Below are 21,548 nucleotides of genomic sequence, written 5' to 3' on the forward strand. Positions count from 1 at the left end.
CGCAGGCGAGAACGTGGGTGTGTATGGCATCAACCAGGGCGGCCTGGTGCTGACCAGTGGCAACTATGACCTGGCCTACCAGGGTAATGACCTGACCATCACCAAGGCGCTGCTCAACGTATTCGCCGATGCCAAGAGCAAGCAGGTCGGCACCGCCGACCCGGCGCTGACCTATCAGGTTTCCGGCCTGAAGAATGGCGATAGCGCCGGTCAGGTGCTCGCCGGCGGGCTCGGTCGGGTGGGCGGCGAAGCCGTAGGCCAGTACGACATCCTCCAGGGCAACTACGATCTGAGCTACCAGGGCAACAACCTGGGCGATGCCGACCCGAGCCTGACCTACCAGGTCAGCGGCCTGAAGAATGGCGATAGCGCCGGTCAGGTGCTCGCCGGCGGGCTCGGTCGGGTGGGCGGCGAAGCCGTAGGCCAGTACGACATCCTCCAGGGCAACTACGATCTGAGCTACCAGGGCAACAACCTGGGCGATGCCGACCCGAGCCTGACCTACCAGGTCAGCGGCCTGAAGAATGGCGATAGCGCCGGTCAGGTGCTCGCCGGCGGGCTCGGTCGGGTGGGCGGCGAAGCCGTAGGCCAGTACGACATCCTCCAGGGTGGGCTTGCCCTCACCAGCGGCAACTACCAGCTCAACTACCAGGGCAACCTGCTGAGCATCCTGCCGCTGCCGGTCACGCCGGGCGACCTGGGGCAACTGGCAGCGCTCTCCGACTTGCGCGAACTGCAGAAGGGGCGCGATCCGGATACCCCCGGGGATGCGGTCTACCGCACCACCACGCTGGAAAACCCGTTCCTCGAAAACCCGTTCCTGCGCGCCTACGCTCTGGGCATGGACGTCAGCGATCCTAACCTGCTGCCGGCTACCGCCGCGGGTCCGGCGGAGGACGCCAGCGCCAAGCGGGTGGGGCAGTTCACCGATCGTCCGCTCAGAGCAGAGGCCGAGAGTGGGGCGGGTTGCTCGAACCAGAGCTACCTGGCCGACTACTGGAGCTGCTTCAACAAGCCTCTGAATTTCTAACCCTTTTCGCAATGCGCACTATCGTCTCCGGGCGGTAGTGCGTCATCTGCCCGAGGTGAATGATGAAACCTTCGCAATGGACGCTTCGCTGGGTGACGCTCTGTGGCTGCGGGATGCTGGCTGCTTCCGCCGCCGCCGTGGAGTTGCCAGGGACTGTACAGCCATCCCAGCTTGATGAACGCTTCAAGCCCCGCAGCGAGCCGCAAGCCAAGCCCGAGGCGCCGCTGGTGGTGCCCAAGCAGGTCGCGCCGCAAGGCAGCGAACAGATCCGCTTCGAACTGCGCGAGATACGCATCGAAGGCAACACCCGCTATGACAAGGCGGTGCTCGAGTCCTATTACCAGCATATGCTCGGCAAGCAGGTGTCCCTGGCCGAACTGGTCGACCTGGCCAACCGCCTCACCGCCAAGTACCGCCAGGACGGCTACCTGTTGACCCAGGTAGTGGTGCCGGAGCAGAGCATCGAGGGCGGCAAGGTACGCCTGCAGGTGATCGAGGGTTACCTCGAACACGTGCAGATCAAGGGAACCGTCGATGGGCCGCGGGTGCGAGTGGAGGAACTGCTCGCGCCGCTGACCGAAAAACGTCCGCTGGATGCCGATACCCTGGAGCGCGGCCTGCTGCTGGTCGGCGACCTGCCGGGGGTCAACGTGCAGAGCGTGCTCAGCCCGGGTCAGGCGCTGGGCTCGTCGAACCTCGACGTGGCCTTGCAACAGCAGCGATACGAAGGCTTCGTCAGCCTTGACAACCGCGGCTCGCACTACACCGACCCGACCACCCTGGCCTTCGGCGCCACCGAGTTCTCCCGCCTGGGCTTCTACGAGCAGATCGACGTGCTCGGCGCGATCTCGCCGTTCAGCGATGCCACCCGCTACATCCAGTTGCGCGGTACGTTGCCGCTGGGTGGCATGTTCGCCGGCGATACCCTGCAGATCATGGGTTCCTATTCGAAGGTCAACCCGGACATCCCGGACTCGGTATTCCCCTTCGACAGCGTCAGCAAGAGCACCGAAGGCAGCATTTCCTACAACCATCCCTTCATCCGCTCGCGCTCGCAGAACCTGAGCGGCGGCCTGGCGTTGCAGTGGAAGGATACCGAGACCCGCCTGCGCGACTTCGCCAGCGACGCCTCGAACCCCGGTCGTGACCATGTGCGGGTGTTCCAGCAACGCCTGACCTATGACTGGGTCGACCGCTGGATGGGCATCAACCTGGCGGAGGTGCGCAACAACATCGGCCTGGACATGTGGGGCGCGACCAAGAAGGACGATGAACGTCGTTCCCGCGAAGTGGCCGACGGACGTTTCGTCTATCTCAACGGCAACATCGGGCGTCTGCAAGGGCTCGGTGGACCCTGGTCGGTGTATGGCGAATTGCAATGGCAGTACAGCTTCGACCCGTTGCTGCCGAGCGAGCGCTTCGGCGTCGGCGGCAGCGGGATCGGTCGCGGCTTCGCCCCGGGCAACATCACCGGTGACCGTGGCTTCGCCCTGAAGCTCGAACCGCGCTATGGCCAGGCGGTGGGCTATAGCTGGCTGCGCAGCTACCAGGCCTACGCTTTCTACGACTGGGGCAAGACCTACAACCTCGACGTGGACGATGACGAGCAGCAGAAGCTCGGCTCGATCGGTGCCGGGGTGCGCTTCAACCTCACCGACCAGTTGTCGTTCAACCCGGAGATTGCCCGCCAGGTCATCGGCGAGCCAGCCGACCAGCGCGATGGGAAGCGCGAGACGCGGGTCCTGTTCAACGTGGTGGCGCGCTTCTGAACCCTGCCGGCCTCCGTTCCGGAGGCTGCTGACGGAGCCCCTCTCCGGTTCTGCGGAGAGGGAGGTCCGTGCTCAATTCCGAGTGTTTTTCTCAAACTTTCGATTTCTTCGATTTTTCATATCGATGCCGTCAATCCGTGCCAAGGCCGGTCGGAGAGGCGTATTCTTGCTGTAACTACTGTACTAGAGCGGTTCTTCGCACTATTTCAAACGTCGATGAATACTATTGGCGCGCTTCGTTTTCCAATCGAGTTTCCCGAACAGAGAATGGCCCCACGTAACGAATACCTGGAGCCACTGCCATGAAACGCCCGCTGATCCTCGCCATCGCCCTTGCTACCCTGACCGCCAATGCCGCCTTCGCTGCACCGCGGGTCGAATCCATCGCCCTGCGCGGTGCCCAACAACTGATCGCCTCCGACGGTTCCGACCGTACCCTCGAACGCCTGCGCAAGACCCAGGCGCCGCGCGTCCAGGAAGAACGCCGGGTCGCCGAAAGCGGCAGCGAGCAGACCATCGATCGCTTGCACCGCGACATGACCAGCCGCGAGGCGCGCCTGGCCGAGAACGGCAGCGAACAGACCGTCGACCGTCTGCACAAGGACATGGGGCGCGTCGATCTGCGCCTGGCCGACAACGGTAGCGAGCGCACCGTCGACCGCCTGCATCGGGAGATGCGGCGCCCCGCCTGACACCGGGGATAACGCCGCAAGGTGCGAGAAAAGCCCGGCTCGATGCCGGGCTTTCTTATTGCCGAGAAGGTGCGGTGTTCCATGGGGAGGACGGATAACGCCCCAGGCGTTATCGCCGATACGCCGCTGTCGGGGCAGCGGCGCGCGACGGCATTGGCCTCAGTGCAGGCGGTCGCGTTGCGCCAGGCTAGGGAACAGCTTCATCCATGCTCCGGTGACCACCAGGGTGCCGATCCCGCCGAGGACCACTGCCGGTACCGTGCCGAACCAGTGTGCGGTGAGCCCGGACTCGAACTCGCCGAGCTGGTTCGAGGCGCCGATGAACAGGCCGTTCACCGCGCTGACCCGGCCGCGCATCTCGTCGGGGGTCTCGAGCTGCACGAAGGCGCCGCGGATGACCATGCTGACCATGTCCGCGGCGCCGAGTACCACCAGCACGCCGAGGGACAGCCAGAACGATTTCGACAGGCCGAAGGCGATGGTTGCCAGGCCGAAGATGCCCACGGAGAGGAACATGATCCGCCCGACGTTGCGTTCGATGCTGAAGTGCGCCAGCCAGAACGACATTGCCAGGGCGCCCACCGCTGGAGCCGAGCGCAGCAGGCCGAGGCCCCAGGGCCCGGTGAGCAGGATGTCCTTGGCGAACACCGGGAGCAGGGCGGTGGCGCCGCCGAGGAGCACGGCGAACAGATCGAGGGAGATCGCCCCGAAGATGTCCGGTCGGCTGCGGATGAAACGGATGCCGGCGAGCAGCGAGTCGAGGGTGGCCTTGCCCTGGGTGAGCGGCTGGTTGCGTACCGGCAGGCTGAGCGTCAGGACGCACGCGAGGACGTAGAGAGTCGCGGTCGGCACGTAGACCCAGGAGGCACCGAACGCATAGAGCAGGCCGCCGAGGGCCGGGGCGGCAATGGTCGCCGCCTGCATCGCCGAAGCCGAAGCGGCCACCGCGCGCGGGAACAGCCCGGCCGGTACCAGGTTCGGTAGCAGCGCCTGGGTGGTCGGCATTTCGAAGGCGCGGGCGGTACCGAGGGCGAAGGCGAGGACGAAGATCATGTTGCGGGTGATCTCTCCCGAAGCCGCGCCGAGCACCAGTGCCACCGCCACCAGGGCCTGGCCGGCCTGGCAGAGGGCGGCGATCCTGCGTCGGTCGTAGCGGTCGGCAACATGCCCGGTGTGGAGCATGAACAGTACCCGCGGGAGGAATTCGACCAGGCCTACCAGGCCCAGGTCGAGGACATTGCCGGTCAGTTCGTAGATGTGCCAGCCGATGGCCACGGTGAGCATCTGGAAGCCGCTGGCGGTGCAGACGCGGGCCAGCCAGAAGGCGAGGAAGGGACGATGGCGGAGCAGGGAGCTGGGTTGGCTGGACATGCGGGGGTCGGGCGTTTCGAGAGGAGGGCGGAGAGTAACATGTGGTTACCTCTTGGCTGTTGCCATTGCCGAAATCGAAGATTCAGAGAAACGCACGAAAAGGTTGGAGCCGGCCTGGCAGGCGACCAAAGTCGAGTGTCCATGGGGCCTTCCAGCGGTAGACGGGACTTTTCCTCGGGTGCGACTTGTCGCTAAAATTAACTCCTGAGTCAGGTTTTTCCGCCTGCGTGCTCCACCTCGTCCGTCCGGACGAGCTGTTCAAGCCTGAATAACGACATGGGTGGGAACCGTACCACCCAGAGGAACTTGCATGTCCAACCGTGATATATCCCGGCGCGCCTTTCTCCAGGGCGGGTTGATCGCCGGCGTGGGTGTCACCCTGGCGCCGCTCGGCAGCCAGGCGTTCGCTGCCTTGTTCGAGAACCAGGTGACCGTTTCCGCCCAGCGCTGGATGGCGGGCAACGGTCAGGTCCGTTTCCGTAACGACGCCTTGTCCAAGGTCTGCGGCAACAAGGTGTTCGCCCGCGATATCCGCGCCAGGGACATGCCCGGCTGGCCGCAGCAGCAAGGCCACGCCATGTTGCTGAAGACCGTTCGCGCCGACCGCATCTACGAAGGCCACGACCTTTCCTGGCTGGGCGCCGAGTTGCAGCCGGACCGTATCGTCACCGCCGCCGACCTGGAGAAGGACGGTATCGTCTTCCCCGAGGCGCATTCGCCCGATCCGCTCCTGCCGCCGGGCAAGGTGCCGATGTTCATCGGCCATCCGGTGGCGATCCTGATCTGGAACGACTTCGAGCGCTTCCGCCGGGCCAAGCTCAAGCTCAAGTTCAACGACAAGGCGATCCGCTATGGCGCCCAGGCCCCGCTGTACCAGGGCGATCCCTACGGCAGCTATCGCTTCGTCCGGGTCGGCGGCAAGACGCCCTACGAGGACGACGAGTTCTCCAGCCTGAAGGACTCGATGCTGTTCCCCACCATCCTCAACCGCAAACCGGTATGGACCAGCGAGCCGAAGCTGCACGGCGACCTCACCGAGCAGGGGCTGTTCCATGCCAAGCGCATGGCCGAGCAACTGGAAAACCCGCCGCAGGACTGGCTGGTCTTCGACGAGCGCTACAAGACCCCATCGATCGAGCCGGCGGCACTGGAGCCGGACAACGGCAACGGCTGGTACGACGCGGCGAGCAAGACCTTGCACTTCGTGGTCGCCACCCAGTGCCCGTTCGAAGTCGCCTACGAAAGCGTGCACATGATCAAGCCGTCGCGCTTCGCCCTGGAGAAGTTCAACATCCATCCGGGCTATACCGTCGGCTACGGCTCCAAGGACAACAACATCTTCGTCTTCTATGCCGCGCTCGCCGCGCTGTATGGCGAGGGTGTGCCGGTGCGCCTGGCCAACGACCGCTACGAGCAGTTCCAGAGCGGCATCAAGCGCCACCCGTTCGACATCCGCTACCAACTGGCGGTAGACAGGAACGACCTCGGCTTCCGCATCTTCCGCGCCGACATGAGCGCCGACGGCGGCGGGCGCGCCAACTACAGCGCCTCGGTGGCGGCGGTGGGCGCCACCGCCGCGCAGTCGATCTACTACATGCCGCAGAACGACCTGGCGGTCACCGCCTATCATTCGCGCGGCGTGGAGGCCGGCTCGATGCGCGGCTACGGTACCCTGCAGACCATGGCCGCGACCGAGATGATGGTCGACGAGATCGCTGGCCGGCTGGGCGTCGACGCCATCGACCTGCGTCGTCGCAACGCCCTGCGCTCGGGCATGAAGAACACCCAGGGCGCGGTCCCGGCCGGTGCCCTGCGCCTGCACGAGATCCTCGACAAGGCCGCTGCCCACGAGGTCTGGAAGGACCGCGACGCACGCAAGAAGCGCTTCGACGCGGAAGACCCGGACAACTGGTATGGGGTCGGCTTCGCCATTTGCCAGAAGGACTTCGGCACCGGCGCCGAGGCGCCGATGGCGAGCATCGAGTTCAGCGCCGACGGGCGCATCAGCCTGCGCCACATCGGCACCGAGATCGGTACCGGGATGTCCACCTCGCAGGCCTTCGTGGTCGGCGACTTCCTCGGCCGTCCGGCGGACGAGGTGAAGACCGCCGAGACCGAATGGCCCGAGCTGCGGCTCACCACCAAGGGCAATCCCTACCTGATGAGCCAGGCCGAGCAGGACGCCGCGCTACGCGATCCGCGCTGGGTCGGCAAGCTGGCCTCGCCGTCGTCGGCGACCAACTCGGCGTTCTATTTCAGCCACGCCACCCGCGAAGCCGCGCGCGTGCTGTTCAACCACGGCCTGTGGCCGGCGGCCCTGGAGCTGTGGCGCAGCGGTCCGTTCGGCGGCCAGGCCAATCCCTATGTGGTGCGCCGCGAAAACGCGGTATGGGTCGACGGCCAGTTGACCGGCAACGGCCTGGCGCCGATTCCCTTCGCCGAGCTGGCGAAGAAGGCCCACGAGATGGGCCTGGTCACCGGCGTCAGCGTCCACGGCTTCAACCGCTGGAGCTGGGCCGAGGCGGACTTCGTCATCGATGGCGTGCGCGAGCGCCTGCCGCTCGACGCCATGGCGGTGAAGTACGGCGACGGCGCGCCGGGAGTGAAGAAGGCGATGATGAACAGCGCCGGCTTCCACCTGCTCGACCGGCAGAATCCGGCTTATCCGGCGACCCAGCTGAACAACGCGATGGTCACCTACTACAGTCCGGTGGCGACCCTGGTCGAGCTGAAGGTGAACAAGGGCAGCGGCGAGGTGCAGGTGCTCGACCACCATTCCTGGATCGAGTGCGGCCGGGTGCTGGTGCCGGAGCTGGTCAAGGGCCAGCTGGAGGGCGGCATCGCCATGGGTATCGGCCATGCGCTGCTGGAGGAAATGCCGCTCTACGAGGGCGGCCCTGCGGAAGGGGACTGGAACTTCAACCGCTACCGGTTGCCGCGGGCGAAGGACGTGGCGGTTTGGAACCAGACGGCGGAGATCCTCCCGCCGCTGTCGCCGACCGATCCGGCCAAAGGCATCGCCGAGGTGGTGATGATCCCGGTGGTCGGCGCCATCGCCAACGCCGTGGCGCACGCCACCGGCAAGCGCGTCCGCGACCTGCCCATCACTCCCGCCCGCATCAAGGAGGCCCTCCATGGCTAACCGCAAGCTCCAGATGACCCTCAACGGTCAAACCGTCGGTCCGGTGGAGGTCGCCGAAGACCTGCCGATGATCGACTACCTGCACGAATACCAGAACCTCACCGGCTCGCGCCTGGGCTGTGGCCAGGGCATCTGCCATGCCTGCGTGGTGATCGTCGACAATCCGGACGGCACCAGCGAGGAAGTGCGCACCTGCATCACCGGCGCGCACTACTTCGACGGCAAGAAGGTTCGCACCATCGAGGGCCATGCCCAGCGCGACGAGAATGGCGACATCCGCGAGCTGAACCCGATCCAGCAGAAGTTCGTCGACCAGTTCGCCTTCCAGTGCAGCTATTGCGCGCCGGGCTTCGTCAACGCCGCCACCGTGCTGGTGGAAAAAGCCCAGCGCCAGCCGATCAAGCGCAGCGAGCTGGAGCAGGCGATCGAGGACAGCCTCGGCCATCACATCTGCCGTTGCACCGGCTACGTGCGCTACTACAGCGCCACCCGCGACGTGCTCGACGAACTCGGCCTGGTCAAGGAGGCTTGAGGATGAAGCGCACCCTTTCCGGCCTCGCCCTGGCGCTGGCCGCGCTGTCGCCGTTCCTGGCCTCCGCCGCCGGCGCCGACGCGGCGCTGGTCAAGCGCGGCGAATACCTCGCCCGCGCCGCCGACTGCATGGCCTGCCATACCGCCGAGGGCGGCGCGCCGTTCGCCGGCGGGCTGCCGATCCAGTCGCCGTTCGGCACCATCTACGGCACCAACATCACCCCGGACAAGGAACACGGCATCGGCGCCTACAGCGCCGACGAGTTCTTCGCCGCTCTTACCGAGGGCAAGCGCAAGGACGGCGCCTACCTCTATCCGGCGATGCCCTACACCTCCTATCACCTGATCGAGCGCGAGGATGCCGACGCCATCTACGCCTACCTGATGGCCCAGGAGCCGATCGCCCGGCCGGCGCCGCAGACCAGCCTGAGCTTCCCGTTCAACGTGCGCATGGGCCTGGCCGGCTGGAACCTGCTCTACGGCAAGAGCGTGCGCTTGCAGCCGGAGGAAGGGCGCAGCGAGGCCTGGAAGCGCGGGCAGTACATGGTCGAGGTGCTCGGCCACTGCGGCGAGTGCCATACCCCGCGCAACCTGGCCGGCGCCCTGGCGCAGGACAAGCGCCTGAGCGGCGGCCTGCTCAACGGCTACCTGGCGCCCAGCCTGCTGCCCGGCGACCTTGCCGCGCGCGGTTGGACCCAGCCGGACCTGGCGAGCTTCCTCAAGCACGGCATGAGCGCCCAGGGCAGCATGTTCAACGAGATGTTCCCGGTGGTGCACCACAGCACCCAGCACCTCGACGACAGCGACCTGGCAGCCATGGCCACCTACCTGCTCGGCGACCAGCCGCCGCCGGCCAAGGTGGTCCAGGCGCTGCCCGAGGCGCAGCTGAACGACAGCGGCAAGCGCGGTCGCCAGCAGTACCTCAACGTCTGCGCCGGCTGCCACGGCGGCGAAGGCGAGGGCAAGCCGCATATCGCGGTGGCGATGAACGGCAACACTACCCTGCGCCTGCAAGACCCGCGTAATCTGTTGCGAGTGATCGAAGACGGCATCGTCGAACAGCAGTTCACCGGCTTCGAACGCATGCAACCGATGCCCGGTTTCGCCGGGAAACTCGACGACGAGCAACTCACGGACCTGCTCAACTACCTGCGTCAGACCTGGGGCGGATTGCCCGGTGACCTCGGTCCCCAACAGGTCGCGCAATTGAAGATGGAGAGCGCTTCGGCGCATACCGTCAAGGTGAAGTGAATCGTGCAACACCTCGATCTACAGGTGGTCCGCAAGGCGCTGAAGTGGTCCGTGGGCGGCGAACGGGTGTGGTTCTGTACCGTGCTCACGACCTACGGCTCGGCGCCCCGCGCGCCGGGATCGCTGCTGGCGGTGAACGCCAGCGGTGAATGGATCGGCTCGCTGTCCGGCGGCTGCGTCGAGGATGATTTCCTCGAGCGGGTCGCCGCCGGCGGTTTCCCCGATCCCGCGGTGATCGTGCGCTACGGCGAGGGCGACGACCCGAACTCGAACATCCGCCTGCCCTGCGGCGGCATCCTCGACGTACTGGTGGAAAACCTGGCGCCGGACTGCGATGTCCAGGCCCATCTGCGCGAGCTGGAGTCGGCGTTGCTTGGTCAGCGCCGCCTGCTCCGCGAGGTCGAGCTGGGCAGCGGCGCGCGCAGCCTGCGCGACGATTCCAGCCACGGCCCTCGGGCTGAACGCGACGGCGAGTGCGTGCGCTTGCGCGTCGGCGCTGCCCAGCGCCTGCTGCTGGCCGGCTATTCCAGCGTCGCCCATGCCTGCGCCGAGTTCGGCAAGGGCCTGGGCTTCGAGGTGATCCTCTGCGACCCGCGCGAAGAAGCCTTGCGCGGCGTGGTGCTGGAGGGCATCGAGATCCGTCGCGAGCTGCCCTCGCTGTTCATCGCCGACGGCGGTTGCCACGCCGATACGGCGGTGGTGGCGTTGACCCACGATCCGAAGATCGACGACCTGGCGATGCTCGAGGCGGTGCGTACCGAAGCCTTCTATATCGGCGTGATGGGATCGCGGGCGACCTCGGAGAAACGCTTCGAGCGCCTGCGGCGCATCGGCGGCCTGGGCGATGCCGAACTGGCGCGGATCCACGCGCCGATCGGCCTCAACCTCGGCAGCAAGACGCCGGCGGAAATCGCCCTGGCGGTGCTGGCGGACATTCTTCGCATCCGCAACGGCATTCCCCGCGAGCGGCTCTGATGGTCGCCGCCGACGAGGTGCTGTGCCTGGTCCTGGCGGCCGGGCAGGGGCGCCGCTTCGGCAGCGACAAGCGCCTGGCGCGCCTGGCTGATGGCACGACCCTGCTGGCGGCCAGCGTGGCGCGGGCGCGCGAGGCGTTCGCCGAGGTGCGGGTGGTGGTGCGTGCCGGAGACACCCCGGCGAGCCTGGGCCTGCCGGCGCAGCAGCGGCTTGTCCACAGCCTCGATGCATCGTTGGGCATGGGCCACAGCCTGGCCGCCGGCGTCGCGGCGGCGAGGAACAGCACGGCCCGGGCCATCGCCGTCCTGCTCGGCGACATGCCCTGGATCGCCGCCGATACCCTCGAGCGTCTGGCCGCGATGGCCACTCCCGAAGCCATCGTGTTTCCCCTGTACGACGGTCAGCGCGGCCATCCGGTGCTGTTCGGCCGCGCTTTCTGGGACGCGCTTGCGCAACTGGACGGCGACCAGGGCGCGCGCCGTGTGCTGCAGGCCCATCGTCCGGCCTGGTGCGAGGTGCCGTGCGACGATCCGGGCGTACTCCGCGACGTGGACACCCCGGCGGCGCTCGGCTGACTATTTTCCCGCTTTCAGGATCACGAACTTCGGATTCGCCGCGACCTGCTCGACCCCGCGGAACAGCCGCTTGAGCTTGGCGTGGTAGCCCAGGTGGCGGTTGCCGACGATCCACAGTTCGCCGCCCGCCGCCAGGGCATCGCGAGCCTGGAGAAACATGCGCCAGGCGAGGAAGTCGCCGACCACCTGCTGCTGGTGGAACGGCGGGTTGCACAGGACCAGGTCCAGCGAGCCCGCCGCCTGGCCGGCCAGGCCATCGTCGGCGCGGAACGTCGCCGGCCGCTCGCCCAGCGCCGCTCGCCAGTTTTCCCGCGCCGACTGCACGGCCATGTACGACTCATCCACCAGGGCCAGCTCGGCCTGCGGGTTGAGCAGCGCGTAGGCGATGCCGAGCACCCCGTTGCCGCAGCCCAGGTCGGCGGCGCGTAGCGCGCCGAGGCTGCGTGGCAGGTGCGGGAGGAAGGCGCGGGTGCCGATGTCGAGACCCTCCCGGCAGAATACGTTGGCGTGGTTGAGCAGCGTCAGCGGCGGCTGCTCCAGGCGATAGCGGGTCGGATAGGGCGAGCGCGGTTGCGGGCGCTCCGCTGCCTCGGCGATCAGCAGGCGGGCCTTCTTCACCGCCAGCGAAGCGTGCATCGGGCCGATGTAGCGTTCCAGCAGGTCGCCGGCGGCGCGCGGCAAGTGCTTGACCATCCCCGCGGCGACGACCTGCGCGCCCGGTGCCAGTTGGCCGTGCAGGCGGATCAGTTGCTCCTCCAGCAACGCGAGGGTCTTCGGCACCTTGACCAGCACGTGATCGAAGGGCCCCACGGCGGTTTCGCTGGCCGGGACGAAGCGCACCGAACCCAGGTCGAGGCCGTTGCGCGCGAGGTTCTTGCGCAGGGCGAGGAAGCCCAGGTGCGAATCGCCGCTGCTGGTGACCTGGACGTGCGGCGCCAGGCTCGCGGCGAGGGCGCCGAAGGCGTCGTTGAGGACCAGCACCCGGCATTGCGCCGTCACGCCCCGTTCGTGCAACTGGTTGAGCAGGTATTCGTCGGCGGCGTCGAACGCCTGGAGGGGCTCGCCGTCCTGCTCGGGCTGGCGGACCAGGTCGAGCTGGGCGAAGGGGGTGGCGAATAGAGGCATCGGGTTCCCGGCGGGGCGAATCCCGCTCGTCAATTAACAATCTGTCGAAACTGAGAGCTGGTTGGAGTTCTCCAGCTTGTGCGGCACACGGATATGCCGAAAAATTCTTTACCCGGCTCTGGTTAGTCGTTTCCTTACCGACGAGTCATCCAGCCGGGCACGCCAATAATAACCGGGCTAGGGCTTCGATAGCGCCTGTCATGACCCGGTAGCGCTTGGACGGGCGCCTTCGCCACTTCGAGCGGTGACCGTCACCCAACCCGTTTCCCGAACGAGACCCGTGCGAGCCGTCGCGGGGCTCGTCGTTGCCATCGCACAGGTACATCGATGTTCAAGCCGTTTGTCGGTGTGGCGCTCGCCGCACTGTTCGCCGTTTCCGCCGTCGCCCATGCCGAGGACGCCGGCCCGATCGTGATCAAGTTCTCCCATGTGGTCTCCGACGACACGCCCAAGGGCAAGGGGGCGCTGTTGTTCAAGAAGCTTGCCGAGGAGCGTCTGCCGGGCAAGGTCAAGGTCGAGGTCTACCCCAACTCGACGCTGTTCGGCGACGCCGACGAGATCGAGGCCCTGCGCGCCAACAAGGTGCAGATGCTGGCCACCTCGCTGTCCAAGTTCGAGCCCTATACCAAGCAACTCCAGGTGTTCGACCTGCCGTTCCTGTTCGATGACCTGGAGGCCCTGAAGCGTTTCCAGAAGCGCGACAAGAGCCGCGAACTGCTGCGCTCCATGGCCAAGCACGGTATCTATGGCCTGGCCTACTGGAACAACGGCATGAAGCAGCTTTCCGCCACTCGCGAGCTGCACCGGCCGGACGATGCCAAGGGCCTGGTCTTCCGTATCCAGCCGTCGTCGGTGCTGGAAGCGCAGTTCGCCATGCTCGGCGCCACCGCCAAGCAGTTGTCCTACGCCGAGACCCTCAAGGCCATGCAGGCCGGCAGCGTGCAGGGCACCGAGAACACCTGGTCGAACCTCGCCGGACAGAAGATCGACAGCGTGCAGCCGTACATCACCGAGACCAATCACGGCGCGCTCAGCTACATGCTGATCACCAGTTCGGCGTTCTGGACCGGCATTCCCTACCAGACCCGCACCGAACTGGAGAGCATCGTCGACGAGGTCACCCTGGTGGTGAACAAGGAAGCCGAAGCGCTCAACCAGAAGGAGCGCGAGCACCTGCTGGCAGCCGGCAAGAGCCGCCTGGTCAGCCTCAGCGCGGAAGAGCACGAGGCCTGGCGCAACGCCATGAAGCCGCTGTGGAAGAACTACGAGGCGCAGATCGGTAGTGACGTGTTGCGCGCGGCCCAGGTGGTCAACCGCAAGCGCTGATCGGCCGCTGGCTATTCCCGTCAGCGGGGATAGCCACAAGCCTTGCGGGTGTTTCTGCCGGGTGCTTTGCGGGACACTAGGGGAGTATCGGTATCCGGAGCGGACCATGACCGCCAGCGAAGAGAAATTCACCCGCCAGACGCTGCTCGACGTGCAGCCTCTGACTCCCAACCTGTTCACCCTGCGTACCAGCCGCGACGCGGGATTCCGGTTCCGCGCCGGGCAATTCGCCCGGCTCGGCGTGTACAAGCCCAGCGGCAGTATCGTCTGGCGCGCCTACTCGATGGTTTCGGCGCCTCATGACGAATTCCTCGACTTCTTTTCCATCGTCGTCCCGGACGGCGAGTTCACCAGCGAACTCAGCCGCCTGCGCGAGGGCGACCAGTTGCTGGTCGATCGCCAGGCCTTCGGCTTCCTCACCCTCGACCGCTTCGTGGATGGTCGTGACCTTTGGCTGCTGGCCACCGGTACCGGTGTGGCGCCGTTCGTCTCGATCCTGCAGGACTTCGAAGTCTGGGAGCGCTTCGAAAGCATCAAGCTGGTCTACAGCGTGCGTGAGAGCAAGGAGCTGGCCTACCGCGAGCTGATCGCCGGCCTCGCCGAGCGCGAATACCTGGCCGAGCATGCCCACAAGCTGCAGTTCATTCCGGTGGTGACCCGCGAGCAGGTACCCGGTTGCCTGAACGGACGTATCACCACGCTGATCGAGAACGGCGATCTGGAGCGTGCCGCCGACTTGGAACTGACCCCGGAGCATTCGCGGGTGATGCTCTGCGGCAACCCGCAGATGATCGAGGACACCCGCGCCGTGCTGAAGGCTCGCGGCATGAACCTCAGTCTGACGCGGCGCCCGGGGCAGGTGGCGGTGGAGAACTACTGGTAGGTGCGTGCCCGCGCAGTAGCGGCGGATAACGCTGCCGCCCGGCGTGTTGTCCGGCAATGAAAAAGGGCCCGTTCGGGCCCTTTTTCATTGTTCCGCCGACGCGATCACGACTTGTTCTGCTGGGCTTTCAGCAGATCGCGGATCTCGGTCAGCAGGGTTTCCTCGGCACTCGGCACTGGCGGTTCGGACGGCGCGACGGCTTCTTCGCGCTTGAGGCGGTTGATCGCCTTGACCCCCATGAAGATGGCGAAGGCCACGATGACGAAGTCGAGTACGGTCTGAATGAACTTGCCATAGGCCAGCACCACCGCCGGCACGTCGCCTTCGGCGGCCTTCAACGTTATCGCCAGGTCGGAGAAGTCGACTCCGCCGATCAGCAGTCCGATCGGCGGCATGATCACATCGCCCACGAAGGACGAGACGATCTTGCCGAAGGCCGCGCCGATGATGATACCGACAGCCATATCCACGACATTGCCCTTGACGGCAAAGGCTTTGAATTCACTCAGAAGACCCATGGGTTCACTCCCTGTATTTCGCTAATAGGTAAAGGCAGTCTAATGCAGCCTTCGGCAAGTTGCTCAGGCTGGAAGATTGGTGTTTTGGTTCCCCCCGGCAACGCGAAAATTCGCAAGGCATACGTTTGCGTCGGGTCTTGTGGGGAGAAACGAAGTTTAGAGGAAAAACATTACACTCATGTCGATTTTCAGGAATTCGCCAAGAAAGAAGACAAAGCAACTTCGGCAACTTGGAACTGCGCCATGCAGATGCCGGAAGTTGAAGTTGGAGTGGCGAGGTTCTCCGACCTAACTTCGCAGGCAAATAACGAAGGTGAACTCGTTTACCGGCGAGCGGACTGGGAGTGTCTGGTGCACCAGCGCGGGCTTTCTTCGGCTGGCGGTCTTTTTTATTTCTTTTTGCGATTCATGGGCGCATTGATATTCCTAATCGGCGCGGTGAGGTTTTTCAATTTAGCGTCGCCGGCGGCGCTCCTTACCTTGGTCGGGCGCAACAAGACGCCTGACAAGCCATTAGGAGCTCTTCCATGAACCCTTCCCTGAACGCCTTCCGTCCCGGCCGCCTGCTGGTGGCGGCAAGCCTGACCGCCAGCCTCCTGTCGCTGTCCGTGCAGGCCGCGACCCTGACCCGTGACAACGGTGCGCCAGTGGGCGACAACCAGAACTCGCAGACCGCCGGGCCCAACGGTTCGGTGCTGCTGCAGGACGTGCAACTGCTGCAGAAGCTGCAACGTTTCGACCGCGAGCGTATTCCCGAACGCGTGGTGCATGCCCGCGGCACCGGCGCCCATGGCGAGTTCGTCGCCAGTGCCGATATCAGCGACCTGAGCATGGCCAAGGTCTTCCGCAAGGGCGAGAAGACCCCGGTATTCGTGCGCTTCTCCGCGGTGGTGCACGGCAACCACTCCCCGGAAACCCTGCGCGATCCGCGCGGTTTCGCCACCAAGTTCTATACCGCAGACGGCAATTGGGACCTGGTGGGCAACAACTTCCCGACCTTCTTCATCCGCGATGCGATCAAGTTCCCGGACATGGTCCATGCCTTCAAGCCGGACCCGCGCAGCAACCTCGACGACGACTCGCGACGCTTCGATTTCTTCTCCCACGTGCCGGAGGCGACCCGCACCCTGACCCTGCTGTATTCCAACGAGGGCACCCCGGCCAGCTACCGGGAAATGGACGGCAACAGCGTGCATGCCTACAAGCTGGTCAACGCCAGGGGCGAAGTGCACTACGTGAAGTTCCACTGGAAGAGCCTGCAGGGCCAGAAGAACCTCGATCCGAAACAGGTGGCGGAAGTCCAGGGGCGCGACTACAGCCACATGACCAATGACCTGGTGAGCGCGATCCGGAAGGGCGACTTCCCGAAATGGGACCTGTACATCCAGGTGCTCAAGCCCGAGGACCTGGCGAAATTCGACTTCGACCCGCTGGACGCGACCAAGATCTGGCCGGGCATTCCCGAGCGCAAGATCGGCCAGATGGTGTTGAACCGCAACGTCGACAACTTCTTCCAGGAAACCGAACAGGTCGCCATGGCGCCGTCGAACCTGGTGCCGGGCATCGAGCCCTCCGAGGATCGCCTGCTCCAGGGACGGCTGTTCGCCTACGCCGATACCCAGATGTACCGGGTCGGCGCCAACGGCCTGGGCCTGCCGGTCAACCGCCCGCGCAGCGAGGTCAATACCGTCAACCAGGACGGCGCGCTGAACGCCGGACACAGTACCAGCGGGGTGAACTACCAGCCGAGCCGGCTCGATCCGCGCGAGGAGCAGGCCAGCGCCCGCTACGTGCGGACCCCGCTGAGCGGCACCACCCAGCAGGCGAAGATCCAGCGCGAGCAGAACTTCAAGCAGACCGGCGAGCTGTTCCGCTCCTACGGCAAGAAGGACCAGGCCGACCTGATCGCCAGTCTCGGCGGGGCGTTGGCGATCACCGACGACGAGAGCAAGTACATCATGCTTTCCTACTTCTACAAGGCTGACAGCGACTACGGCACGGGCCTGGCCAAGGTGGCCGGGGCCGATCTGCAGCGCGTCCGGCAACTGGCGGCGAAGCTCCAGGATTGATCGCAACCGGGGCGGCCATCCAGGCCGCCCTTCCTCTATCGGTTTGGTGGGAGATGACGACGATGCGAGGTTGGATTCTGGCAGGCTTGCTGCTCGCGGCGCTGGCCGCGCAAGCTGGCGAGGTGCATGGGGTCGAGGTCGAAGCGCGGTTGCGCGACTACTTCTTCGATGCCGCCCGACGCGGTGACCAGGCCATGCTGAAGGAGTTCGTCGAGGCCGGCTTCGACCTCGATGTGCAGGATGCCAAGGGCTATACCGGGCTGATCCTGGCCGCCTACCACGGCCATGGCGGAGCGGTGGAACAATTGCTGGAGGCCGGTGCCGACCCCTGCGTCCAGGATGCGCGCGGCAACACCGCCCTGATGGGCGCCATCTTCAAGGGCGAGGTCCGCATCGCCCGGCGCCTGATCGGCGCGCAATGCAGCCCCGACCAGCGCAACGGCGCAGGGCAGACCGCGGCCATGTACGCGGCGCTGTTCGAGCGCGAGGAGCTGCTCCAGGCGCTGTCGGCGCGCGGTGCCGACCTTGGCGCCCGCGATGCGCTGGGCAACAGCGTGGAAAGCCTGCGACGCGGCGAACTGAACGGCACTGCGGCGGCGAGGTGATCGGGGGCAATGTTCGGAGGAGGCCTGCTGGGCTAGTCTGGAGGTGTCGTATACAACGTCAGAGGAGGTCCGTCATGCCGCTCGAGCAACATCCGCTTTCCCGGGAGTTTCCGGATTTTCATGCCGAACTGAAGCAACTTCATGGCAACGACGCCCACTTCACTCGCCTGGCGGCGGACTATGAGAGCCTCGACAAGCGCATCTATGAGGTCGAGGGCGGTCGCGAACCCCTCGACGACCTGGCGCTGCAGGGGTTGAAGCAGCAACGGGTGCAACTCAAGGACGAAATCGCCGAGAGGCTGAGGAAGGCCAACGGAAAAGGCCATTGATTCATTCACGACAACGGCATGAAAAAGGGCGCCTCCGGCGCCCTTTTTCATGTGGGCATGCTCAGAAGGCGCCGCCGAAACGGAAACTCTGTCCGACCGCGACGAAACCCAGGCCCACCAGGGTGATCGCGGCGATGTGCCAGCCCAGCTTCGGCAGGCTCTCGGCGTCCAGGTTCGGGATCAGGCGCAGGCGCGCATGCACGCCCAGGGCGGCGGTCGCCGCCAGGAGCAGCAGCTTGAGCTGCAGGGCACGGGCCACCGGCGTGGCGCCGAACCAGTGGTCGAACGGCAGCCACAGGCTGGCCAGCCACAGGCCGCTGACCACCTGCAGCAGCAGGGCGGGGATGCCGATCCGCTCGTAGACCTGCTCGAAGGCGCGGATCGCCTGGGGATCGCGGCGGCGCAGGGCGCCGGGGAGGATGCCGAGGGCCAGGACCAGGTGCCCGCCGACCCAGATCGCGGCACCCAGCAGGTGCAGGAACAGCAGTGTGCGCATGGAAGTCTCCTTGTCCGGCCATCAGTGTCGCGCGAAGCGCGGTCGATCGAGGCTGATCGGAATCAAGCCAGCGGCTATCATCTGCGCTTTGCCCGCGAGAGGAGTTCCCATGGCCAAGGCCAAGCGCATGTACGGCTGCACCGAGTGTGGCGCGACCTTCCCGAAATGGGCCGGCCAGTGCGCGGACTGCGGGGCCTGGAACACCCTGGTGGAGACCGTCGTCGAGGCCGCGCCGAGCGGCTCCGGCCGCGGCGGCTGGGCCGGCCAGCCGGCCAACCTGAAGACCCTGGCGGAGGTCAGCGTCGAGGAAATGCCGCGCTTCACGACCGGCTCCACCGAACTGGACCGGGTTCTCGGCGGCGGCCTGGTGGACGGTTCGGTGGTGCTGATCGGCGGCGATCCCGGCATCGGCAAGTCGACCATTCTCCTGCAGACCCTTTGCAACCTGGCCAGCCGCGTCCCGGCGCTGTACGTCACCGGCGAGGAATCCCAGCAGCAGGTGGCGATGCGCGCGCGGCGCCTGTCGTTGCCGGAAGACAAGCTCAAGGTGATGACCGAGACCAGCATCGAAACCATCATCGCCACCGCGCGCCAGGAGCAGCCGCGGGTGATGGTGATCGACTCGATCCAGACCATCTTCACCGAGCAGTTGCAATCGGCGCCGGGCGGCGTCGCCCAGGTCCGCGAGAGCGCCGCGATGCTGGTGCGCTATGCCAAGCAGAGCGGCACGGCGATCTTTCTGGTCGGCCACGTGACCAAGGAAGGCGCCCTGGCCGGCCCGCGGGTGCTCGAACACATGGTCGACACCGTACTGTATTTCGAGGGCGAATCAGACGGCCGCCTGCGCCTGCTGCGGGCGGTGAAGAACCGCTTCGGCGCGGTCAACGAACTGGGAGTGTTCGGCATGACCGACAAAGGCCTGAAGGAAGTGAGCAACCCTTCGGCGATCTTCCTCACGCGGGCCCAGGAAGCGGTGCCCGGCAGCGTGGTGATGGCCACCTGGGAAGGCTCGCGGCCGATGCTGGTGGAGGTCCAGGCGCTGGTCGACACCAGTCACCTGGCGAATCCGCGGCGGGTGACCCTGGGCCTCGACCAGAACCGCCTGGCGATGCTGCTGGCGGTGCTGCACCGGCACGGCGGTATCCCGACCTACGACCAGGACGTGTTCCTCAACGTGGTGGGTGGGGTCAAGGTGCTGGAAACCGCCTCCGACCTGGCGTTGATGGCGGCGGTGATGTCCAGCCTGCGCAACCGCCCGCTGCCGCACGACCTGCTGGTGTTCGGCGAGGTCGGGCTGTCCGGCGAGGTGCGTCCGGTGCCGAGCGGCCAGGAGCGCCTGAAGGAAGCCGGCAAGCATGGTTTCAAGCGTGCCATCGTACCCCTCGGCAACGCGCCGAAGGAGGCGCCGGCGGGATTGCAGGTGATCGCCGTGACGCGCCTCGAGCAGGCCCTGGACGCCCTCTTCGAGTGACCCGCCTCAGTCGTCGTGGGCGCTGACCAGCAGGGCCAGCTCGCGCTCGAGGAGTTCCTCGTCGCCCAGGTTCAGTTCCACCAGGCGGCGCAGGTGGCTGATGGAGTCGAGGTCGATGTGCTGGCATTCGAAGCCGAGCAGGCCGTCGCGAGCCCAGGCCAGGCTGATCTCCATGCGGATCAGTACATCCAGGCCCAGGTACAGGCGGGCCTCGAAGGGCCGTTGCGGGTCGCCGTTCCAGTCCTGCGGCTGGCCGACCAGGATGCCGTGCAGGGAGACGTCGTGGAGCAAGACCTCCCAGCGCCGTTCGCCCTGGAGGATCTCGCTGTCGGCGTCGAAGGCGATCCGGTGGAAACGTCGACGTTCGTCGTGCTGGTCACTCATGTCGCGATCCCTCGGTGCGCGCTGCTGGATACCACTATAGCCAAGCCATGCCGGCGGGGAAGTGGCGGAATTCGATCGGCGGTGCCGTCCGTCCCCGCCTGTGCGGCTGGATCGGCGGCATGTGTCCGAGTTTGACAGTTCGTCAAGTCTCGCCAAAGCTGCTAAAGCGTTTTTCTCCAAAATACAACTGCGGAGCGCAGACATGGACAAGCGACTTTTGAGCAAGGGGTTGGTTCTGGGGCTGCTGAGCCTGGGCAGCATGACGGCACACGCCGACGCGGCAGGCGGTAATGGCTGTGGTTGGGGCAACATGGTGTTCGAGGGCCAGCGCGGCCTGTTCCCGCACCTGCTGGCCACCACCACCAACGGTACCTCGGGCAACGCCACCTTCGGCATGACCTCCGGGACCAACGGTTGCAACACCAATGCACGCCTGGGCTATGGCGGCCGCTCGATCTTCGCCATGAACGGGATGCTCGACAACATCGCCGAGGACATGGCCAAGGGCCAGGGCGAAGCGCTCGACGCCTATGCCGTGCTGCTCGGCGTGGAAGCCAAGGACCGGGCGCACTTCGCCCAGGTCACCCAGCAGCATTTCGGCGAGATCTTCGCGAGCAAGGATGCGACGGGCGAACAGGTCCTGAGCAACACCCTGGCGGTGATGAGTCGCGACGGCACCCTGGCGCGCTACGCCAAGCAACCGGCCTGAGACCTCAGGCCCAGGAAAGAGCCCGCTACGGCGGGCTTTTTCGTGTGCGCGGCCTGCCCGCCGGAGGTTGCCGCCTTCGTTGCCACGGCAGACGAACGGCTTGGGCATGCGGCGTTTTCCCAGGGCGCTTCCTACGGAGAGGGCAAGGTCGCGCCGAAGCGTTTTCGCCTGGCCGGCCCTTGTCGGCCATGGACTTTTCCGGCGGATTCCTGCGACATTGCGCCTACCGCCATCGCGCGGTAACCGCTCTAGACTAAGGTCGTATGACCCCTGGTCGGTTCGCGGCTAGAATTTTCG

At 65.9% G+C, this 21,548-nt stretch carries 21 protein-coding genes; 16 read left to right on the plus strand and 5 right to left on the minus strand.

The window, feature by feature from the left end; translation table 11 throughout:
• From HMPREF1224_RS0112320 to HMPREF1224_RS32330, 3 genes are all read left to right on the plus strand, one after another.
• The coding region (locus HMPREF1224_RS0112320) for an MBG domain-containing protein (RefSeq protein WP_010793776.1) at positions 1 to 1,030 on the plus strand (1,030 nt) is incomplete at its 5' end.
• A 62-nt stretch (positions 1,031 to 1,092) separates the two neighbouring features.
• Entirely contained in the window at positions 1,093 to 2,799 is a 1,707-nt protein-coding gene (gene cdrB, locus HMPREF1224_RS32325) for a two-partner secretion system transporter CdrB (RefSeq protein WP_003094915.1), read from the plus strand.
• Between the two features lie 302 nt (positions 2,800 to 3,101).
• A complete protein-coding gene (locus HMPREF1224_RS32330; RefSeq protein ID WP_003106768.1) occupies positions 3,102 to 3,491 on the plus strand; it encodes a hypothetical protein in 390 nt (129 codons plus the stop codon).
• 159 nt (positions 3,492 to 3,650) lie between these two features.
• On the opposite strand, the gene HMPREF1224_RS32335 is transcribed toward HMPREF1224_RS32330, so the two are convergent.
• The gene (locus HMPREF1224_RS32335; RefSeq protein WP_003094912.1) at positions 3,651 to 4,862 is read right to left on the minus strand and encodes an MFS transporter; all 1,212 of its coding nucleotides are present in this window, start codon (positions 4,860 to 4,862) and stop codon (positions 3,651 to 3,653) included.
• Positions 4,863 to 5,172: 310 nt separating this feature from the next.
• Between HMPREF1224_RS32335 and HMPREF1224_RS32340 the strand changes: the two genes are divergently transcribed.
• From HMPREF1224_RS32340 to HMPREF1224_RS32360, 5 genes are read left to right on the plus strand one after another with little or no spacing between them, the layout of a single operon-like run.
• Positions 5,173 to 8,004, plus strand: coding sequence for a xanthine dehydrogenase family protein molybdopterin-binding subunit (locus tag HMPREF1224_RS32340; protein ID WP_003106770.1), 2,832 nt, complete (start codon positions 5,173 to 5,175; stop codon positions 8,002 to 8,004).
• Entirely contained in the window at positions 7,997 to 8,536 is a 540-nt protein-coding gene (locus HMPREF1224_RS32345; RefSeq protein WP_003104869.1) for a (2Fe-2S)-binding protein, read from the plus strand. The genes HMPREF1224_RS32340 and HMPREF1224_RS32345 overlap by 8 nt, the downstream gene beginning before the upstream one ends.
• A gap of 2 nt (positions 8,537 to 8,538) precedes the next feature.
• On the plus strand, positions 8,539 to 9,786 hold the full coding sequence (locus tag HMPREF1224_RS32350; RefSeq protein ID WP_003104871.1) for a cytochrome c: 1,248 nt from the start codon (positions 8,539 to 8,541) through the stop codon (positions 9,784 to 9,786).
• Positions 9,787 to 9,789: 3 nt separating this feature from the next.
• Complete coding sequence (locus tag HMPREF1224_RS32355; protein WP_003104873.1) at positions 9,790 to 10,761, plus strand: XdhC family protein; 972 nt, start codon at positions 9,790 to 9,792, stop codon at positions 10,759 to 10,761.
• Positions 10,761 to 11,336, plus strand: a complete 576-nt coding sequence (locus HMPREF1224_RS32360; RefSeq protein ID WP_003104875.1) for a nucleotidyltransferase family protein — start codon at positions 10,761 to 10,763, stop codon at positions 11,334 to 11,336. Before HMPREF1224_RS32355 ends, HMPREF1224_RS32360 begins: the two co-directional genes overlap by 1 nt.
• Here HMPREF1224_RS32360 and HMPREF1224_RS32365 read toward each other — a convergent pair whose 3' ends face one another.
• Entirely contained in the window at positions 11,337 to 12,461 is a 1,125-nt protein-coding gene (locus HMPREF1224_RS32365; RefSeq protein WP_003112793.1) for a methyltransferase, read from the minus strand.
• Between the two features lie 327 nt (positions 12,462 to 12,788).
• Here HMPREF1224_RS32365 and HMPREF1224_RS32370 point away from each other — a divergent pair, with 327 nt between their 5' ends.
• Both HMPREF1224_RS32370 and HMPREF1224_RS32375 read left to right on the plus strand, forming a co-directional pair.
• Positions 12,789 to 13,787: a DctP family TRAP transporter solute-binding subunit gene (locus HMPREF1224_RS32370; protein ID WP_003121339.1), complete on the plus strand. Its 999-nt coding sequence runs from the start codon at positions 12,789 to 12,791 to the stop codon at positions 13,785 to 13,787.
• Between the two features lie 106 nt (positions 13,788 to 13,893).
• Complete coding sequence (locus HMPREF1224_RS32375; protein ID WP_003110878.1) at positions 13,894 to 14,670, plus strand: ferredoxin--NADP reductase; 777 nt, start codon at positions 13,894 to 13,896, stop codon at positions 14,668 to 14,670.
• 104 nt (positions 14,671 to 14,774) lie between these two features.
• Here HMPREF1224_RS32375 and mscL read toward each other — a convergent pair whose 3' ends face one another.
• Entirely contained in the window at positions 14,775 to 15,188 is a 414-nt protein-coding gene (gene mscL / locus HMPREF1224_RS32380; RefSeq protein ID WP_003104883.1) for a large-conductance mechanosensitive channel protein MscL, read from the minus strand.
• A 42-nt stretch (positions 15,189 to 15,230) separates the two neighbouring features.
• Between mscL and HMPREF1224_RS45665 the strand changes: the two genes are divergently transcribed.
• From HMPREF1224_RS45665 to HMPREF1224_RS32395, 4 genes are all read left to right on the plus strand, one after another.
• Positions 15,231 to 15,719: a hypothetical protein gene (locus tag HMPREF1224_RS45665; protein WP_170835787.1), complete on the plus strand. Its 489-nt coding sequence runs from the start codon at positions 15,231 to 15,233 to the stop codon at positions 15,717 to 15,719.
• Positions 15,716 to 17,257 carry a catalase KatB gene (gene katB, locus HMPREF1224_RS32385; protein ID WP_003094881.1) on the plus strand — a complete coding sequence of 514 codons (1,542 nt, stop codon included), beginning with the start codon at positions 15,716 to 15,718 and terminating at the stop codon, positions 17,255 to 17,257. The genes HMPREF1224_RS45665 and katB overlap by 4 nt, the downstream gene beginning before the upstream one ends.
• 53 nt (positions 17,258 to 17,310) lie before the next feature.
• Positions 17,311 to 17,862: an ankyrin repeat domain-containing protein gene (locus tag HMPREF1224_RS32390; RefSeq protein ID WP_003121338.1), complete on the plus strand. Its 552-nt coding sequence runs from the start codon at positions 17,311 to 17,313 to the stop codon at positions 17,860 to 17,862.
• Positions 17,863 to 17,936: 74 nt separating this feature from the next.
• Complete coding sequence (locus tag HMPREF1224_RS32395; protein ID WP_003104887.1) at positions 17,937 to 18,191, plus strand: HP1242/YdcH family protein; 255 nt, start codon at positions 17,937 to 17,939, stop codon at positions 18,189 to 18,191.
• 61 nt (positions 18,192 to 18,252) lie between these two features.
• Here HMPREF1224_RS32395 and HMPREF1224_RS32400 read toward each other — a convergent pair whose 3' ends face one another.
• Positions 18,253 to 18,687, minus strand: coding sequence for a CopD family protein (locus HMPREF1224_RS32400; RefSeq protein ID WP_003112796.1), 435 nt, complete (start codon positions 18,685 to 18,687; stop codon positions 18,253 to 18,255).
• Between the two features lie 109 nt (positions 18,688 to 18,796).
• Here HMPREF1224_RS32400 and radA point away from each other — a divergent pair, with 109 nt between their 5' ends.
• Positions 18,797 to 20,158: a DNA repair protein RadA gene (gene radA / locus HMPREF1224_RS32405; protein ID WP_010793777.1), complete on the plus strand. Its 1,362-nt coding sequence runs from the start codon at positions 18,797 to 18,799 to the stop codon at positions 20,156 to 20,158.
• A 6-nt stretch (positions 20,159 to 20,164) separates the two neighbouring features.
• Here the strand turns inward: radA and mapZ are convergent, their stop codons facing one another.
• Positions 20,165 to 20,542 (minus strand): cyclic di-GMP-binding protein MapZ, encoded by a 378-nt coding sequence (gene mapZ / locus HMPREF1224_RS32410; RefSeq protein WP_003094864.1) that lies wholly within the window; start codon positions 20,540 to 20,542, stop codon positions 20,165 to 20,167.
• A 202-nt stretch (positions 20,543 to 20,744) separates the two neighbouring features.
• Here mapZ and HMPREF1224_RS32415 point away from each other — a divergent pair, with 202 nt between their 5' ends.
• Positions 20,745 to 21,251 carry a DUF3015 domain-containing protein gene (locus HMPREF1224_RS32415; RefSeq protein WP_003094862.1) on the plus strand — a complete coding sequence of 169 codons (507 nt, stop codon included), beginning with the start codon at positions 20,745 to 20,747 and terminating at the stop codon, positions 21,249 to 21,251.
• Positions 21,252 to 21,548 lie beyond the last annotated feature (297 nt).

Origin of the sequence: Pseudomonas sp. P179, from assembly GCF_000478485.2 — a bacterium.
Taxonomy (GTDB): domain Bacteria; phylum Pseudomonadota; class Gammaproteobacteria; order Pseudomonadales; family Pseudomonadaceae; genus Pseudomonas; species Pseudomonas aeruginosa.

What these genes read in the sequence shown, in the direction of transcription:
- HMPREF1224_RS32400 (WP_003112796.1), bottom strand. Translation starts at nt 18,687, where the DNA reads ATGCGCACACTGCTGTTCCTGCACCTGCTGGGTGCCGCGATCTGGGTC.
- HMPREF1224_RS32375 (WP_003110878.1), top strand. Translation starts at nt 13,894, where the DNA reads ATGACCGCCAGCGAAGAGAAATTCACCCGCCAGACGCTGCTCGACGTG.
- HMPREF1224_RS32415 (WP_003094862.1), top strand. Translation starts at nt 20,745, where the DNA reads ATGGACAAGCGACTTTTGAGCAAGGGGTTGGTTCTGGGGCTGCTGAGC.
- mapZ (WP_003094864.1), bottom strand. Translation starts at nt 20,542, where the DNA reads ATGAGTGACCAGCACGACGAACGTCGACGTTTCCACCGGATCGCCTTC.
- HMPREF1224_RS32330 (WP_003106768.1), top strand. Translation starts at nt 3,102, where the DNA reads ATGAAACGCCCGCTGATCCTCGCCATCGCCCTTGCTACCCTGACCGCC.
- HMPREF1224_RS32370 (WP_003121339.1), top strand. Translation starts at nt 12,789, where the DNA reads ATGTTCAAGCCGTTTGTCGGTGTGGCGCTCGCCGCACTGTTCGCCGTT.
- HMPREF1224_RS32365 (WP_003112793.1), bottom strand. Translation starts at nt 12,461, where the DNA reads ATGCCTCTATTCGCCACCCCCTTCGCCCAGCTCGACCTGGTCCGCCAG.
- HMPREF1224_RS32340 (WP_003106770.1), top strand. Translation starts at nt 5,173, where the DNA reads ATGTCCAACCGTGATATATCCCGGCGCGCCTTTCTCCAGGGCGGGTTG.
- HMPREF1224_RS32335 (WP_003094912.1), bottom strand. Translation starts at nt 4,862, where the DNA reads ATGTCCAGCCAACCCAGCTCCCTGCTCCGCCATCGTCCCTTCCTCGCC.
- HMPREF1224_RS32390 (WP_003121338.1), top strand. Translation starts at nt 17,311, where the DNA reads ATGACGACGATGCGAGGTTGGATTCTGGCAGGCTTGCTGCTCGCGGCG.
- HMPREF1224_RS45665 (WP_170835787.1), top strand. Translation starts at nt 15,231, where the DNA reads ATGCAGCCTTCGGCAAGTTGCTCAGGCTGGAAGATTGGTGTTTTGGTT.
- HMPREF1224_RS32345 (WP_003104869.1), top strand. Translation starts at nt 7,997, where the DNA reads ATGGCTAACCGCAAGCTCCAGATGACCCTCAACGGTCAAACCGTCGGT.
- HMPREF1224_RS32350 (WP_003104871.1), top strand. Translation starts at nt 8,539, where the DNA reads ATGAAGCGCACCCTTTCCGGCCTCGCCCTGGCGCTGGCCGCGCTGTCG.
- cdrB (WP_003094915.1), top strand. Translation starts at nt 1,093, where the DNA reads ATGAAACCTTCGCAATGGACGCTTCGCTGGGTGACGCTCTGTGGCTGC.
- mscL (WP_003104883.1), bottom strand. Translation starts at nt 15,188, where the DNA reads ATGGGTCTTCTGAGTGAATTCAAAGCCTTTGCCGTCAAGGGCAATGTC.
- katB (WP_003094881.1), top strand. Translation starts at nt 15,716, where the DNA reads ATGAACCCTTCCCTGAACGCCTTCCGTCCCGGCCGCCTGCTGGTGGCG.
- HMPREF1224_RS32360 (WP_003104875.1), top strand. Translation starts at nt 10,761, where the DNA reads ATGGTCGCCGCCGACGAGGTGCTGTGCCTGGTCCTGGCGGCCGGGCAG.
- radA (WP_010793777.1), top strand. Translation starts at nt 18,797, where the DNA reads ATGGCCAAGGCCAAGCGCATGTACGGCTGCACCGAGTGTGGCGCGACC.
- HMPREF1224_RS32395 (WP_003104887.1), top strand. Translation starts at nt 17,937, where the DNA reads ATGCCGCTCGAGCAACATCCGCTTTCCCGGGAGTTTCCGGATTTTCAT.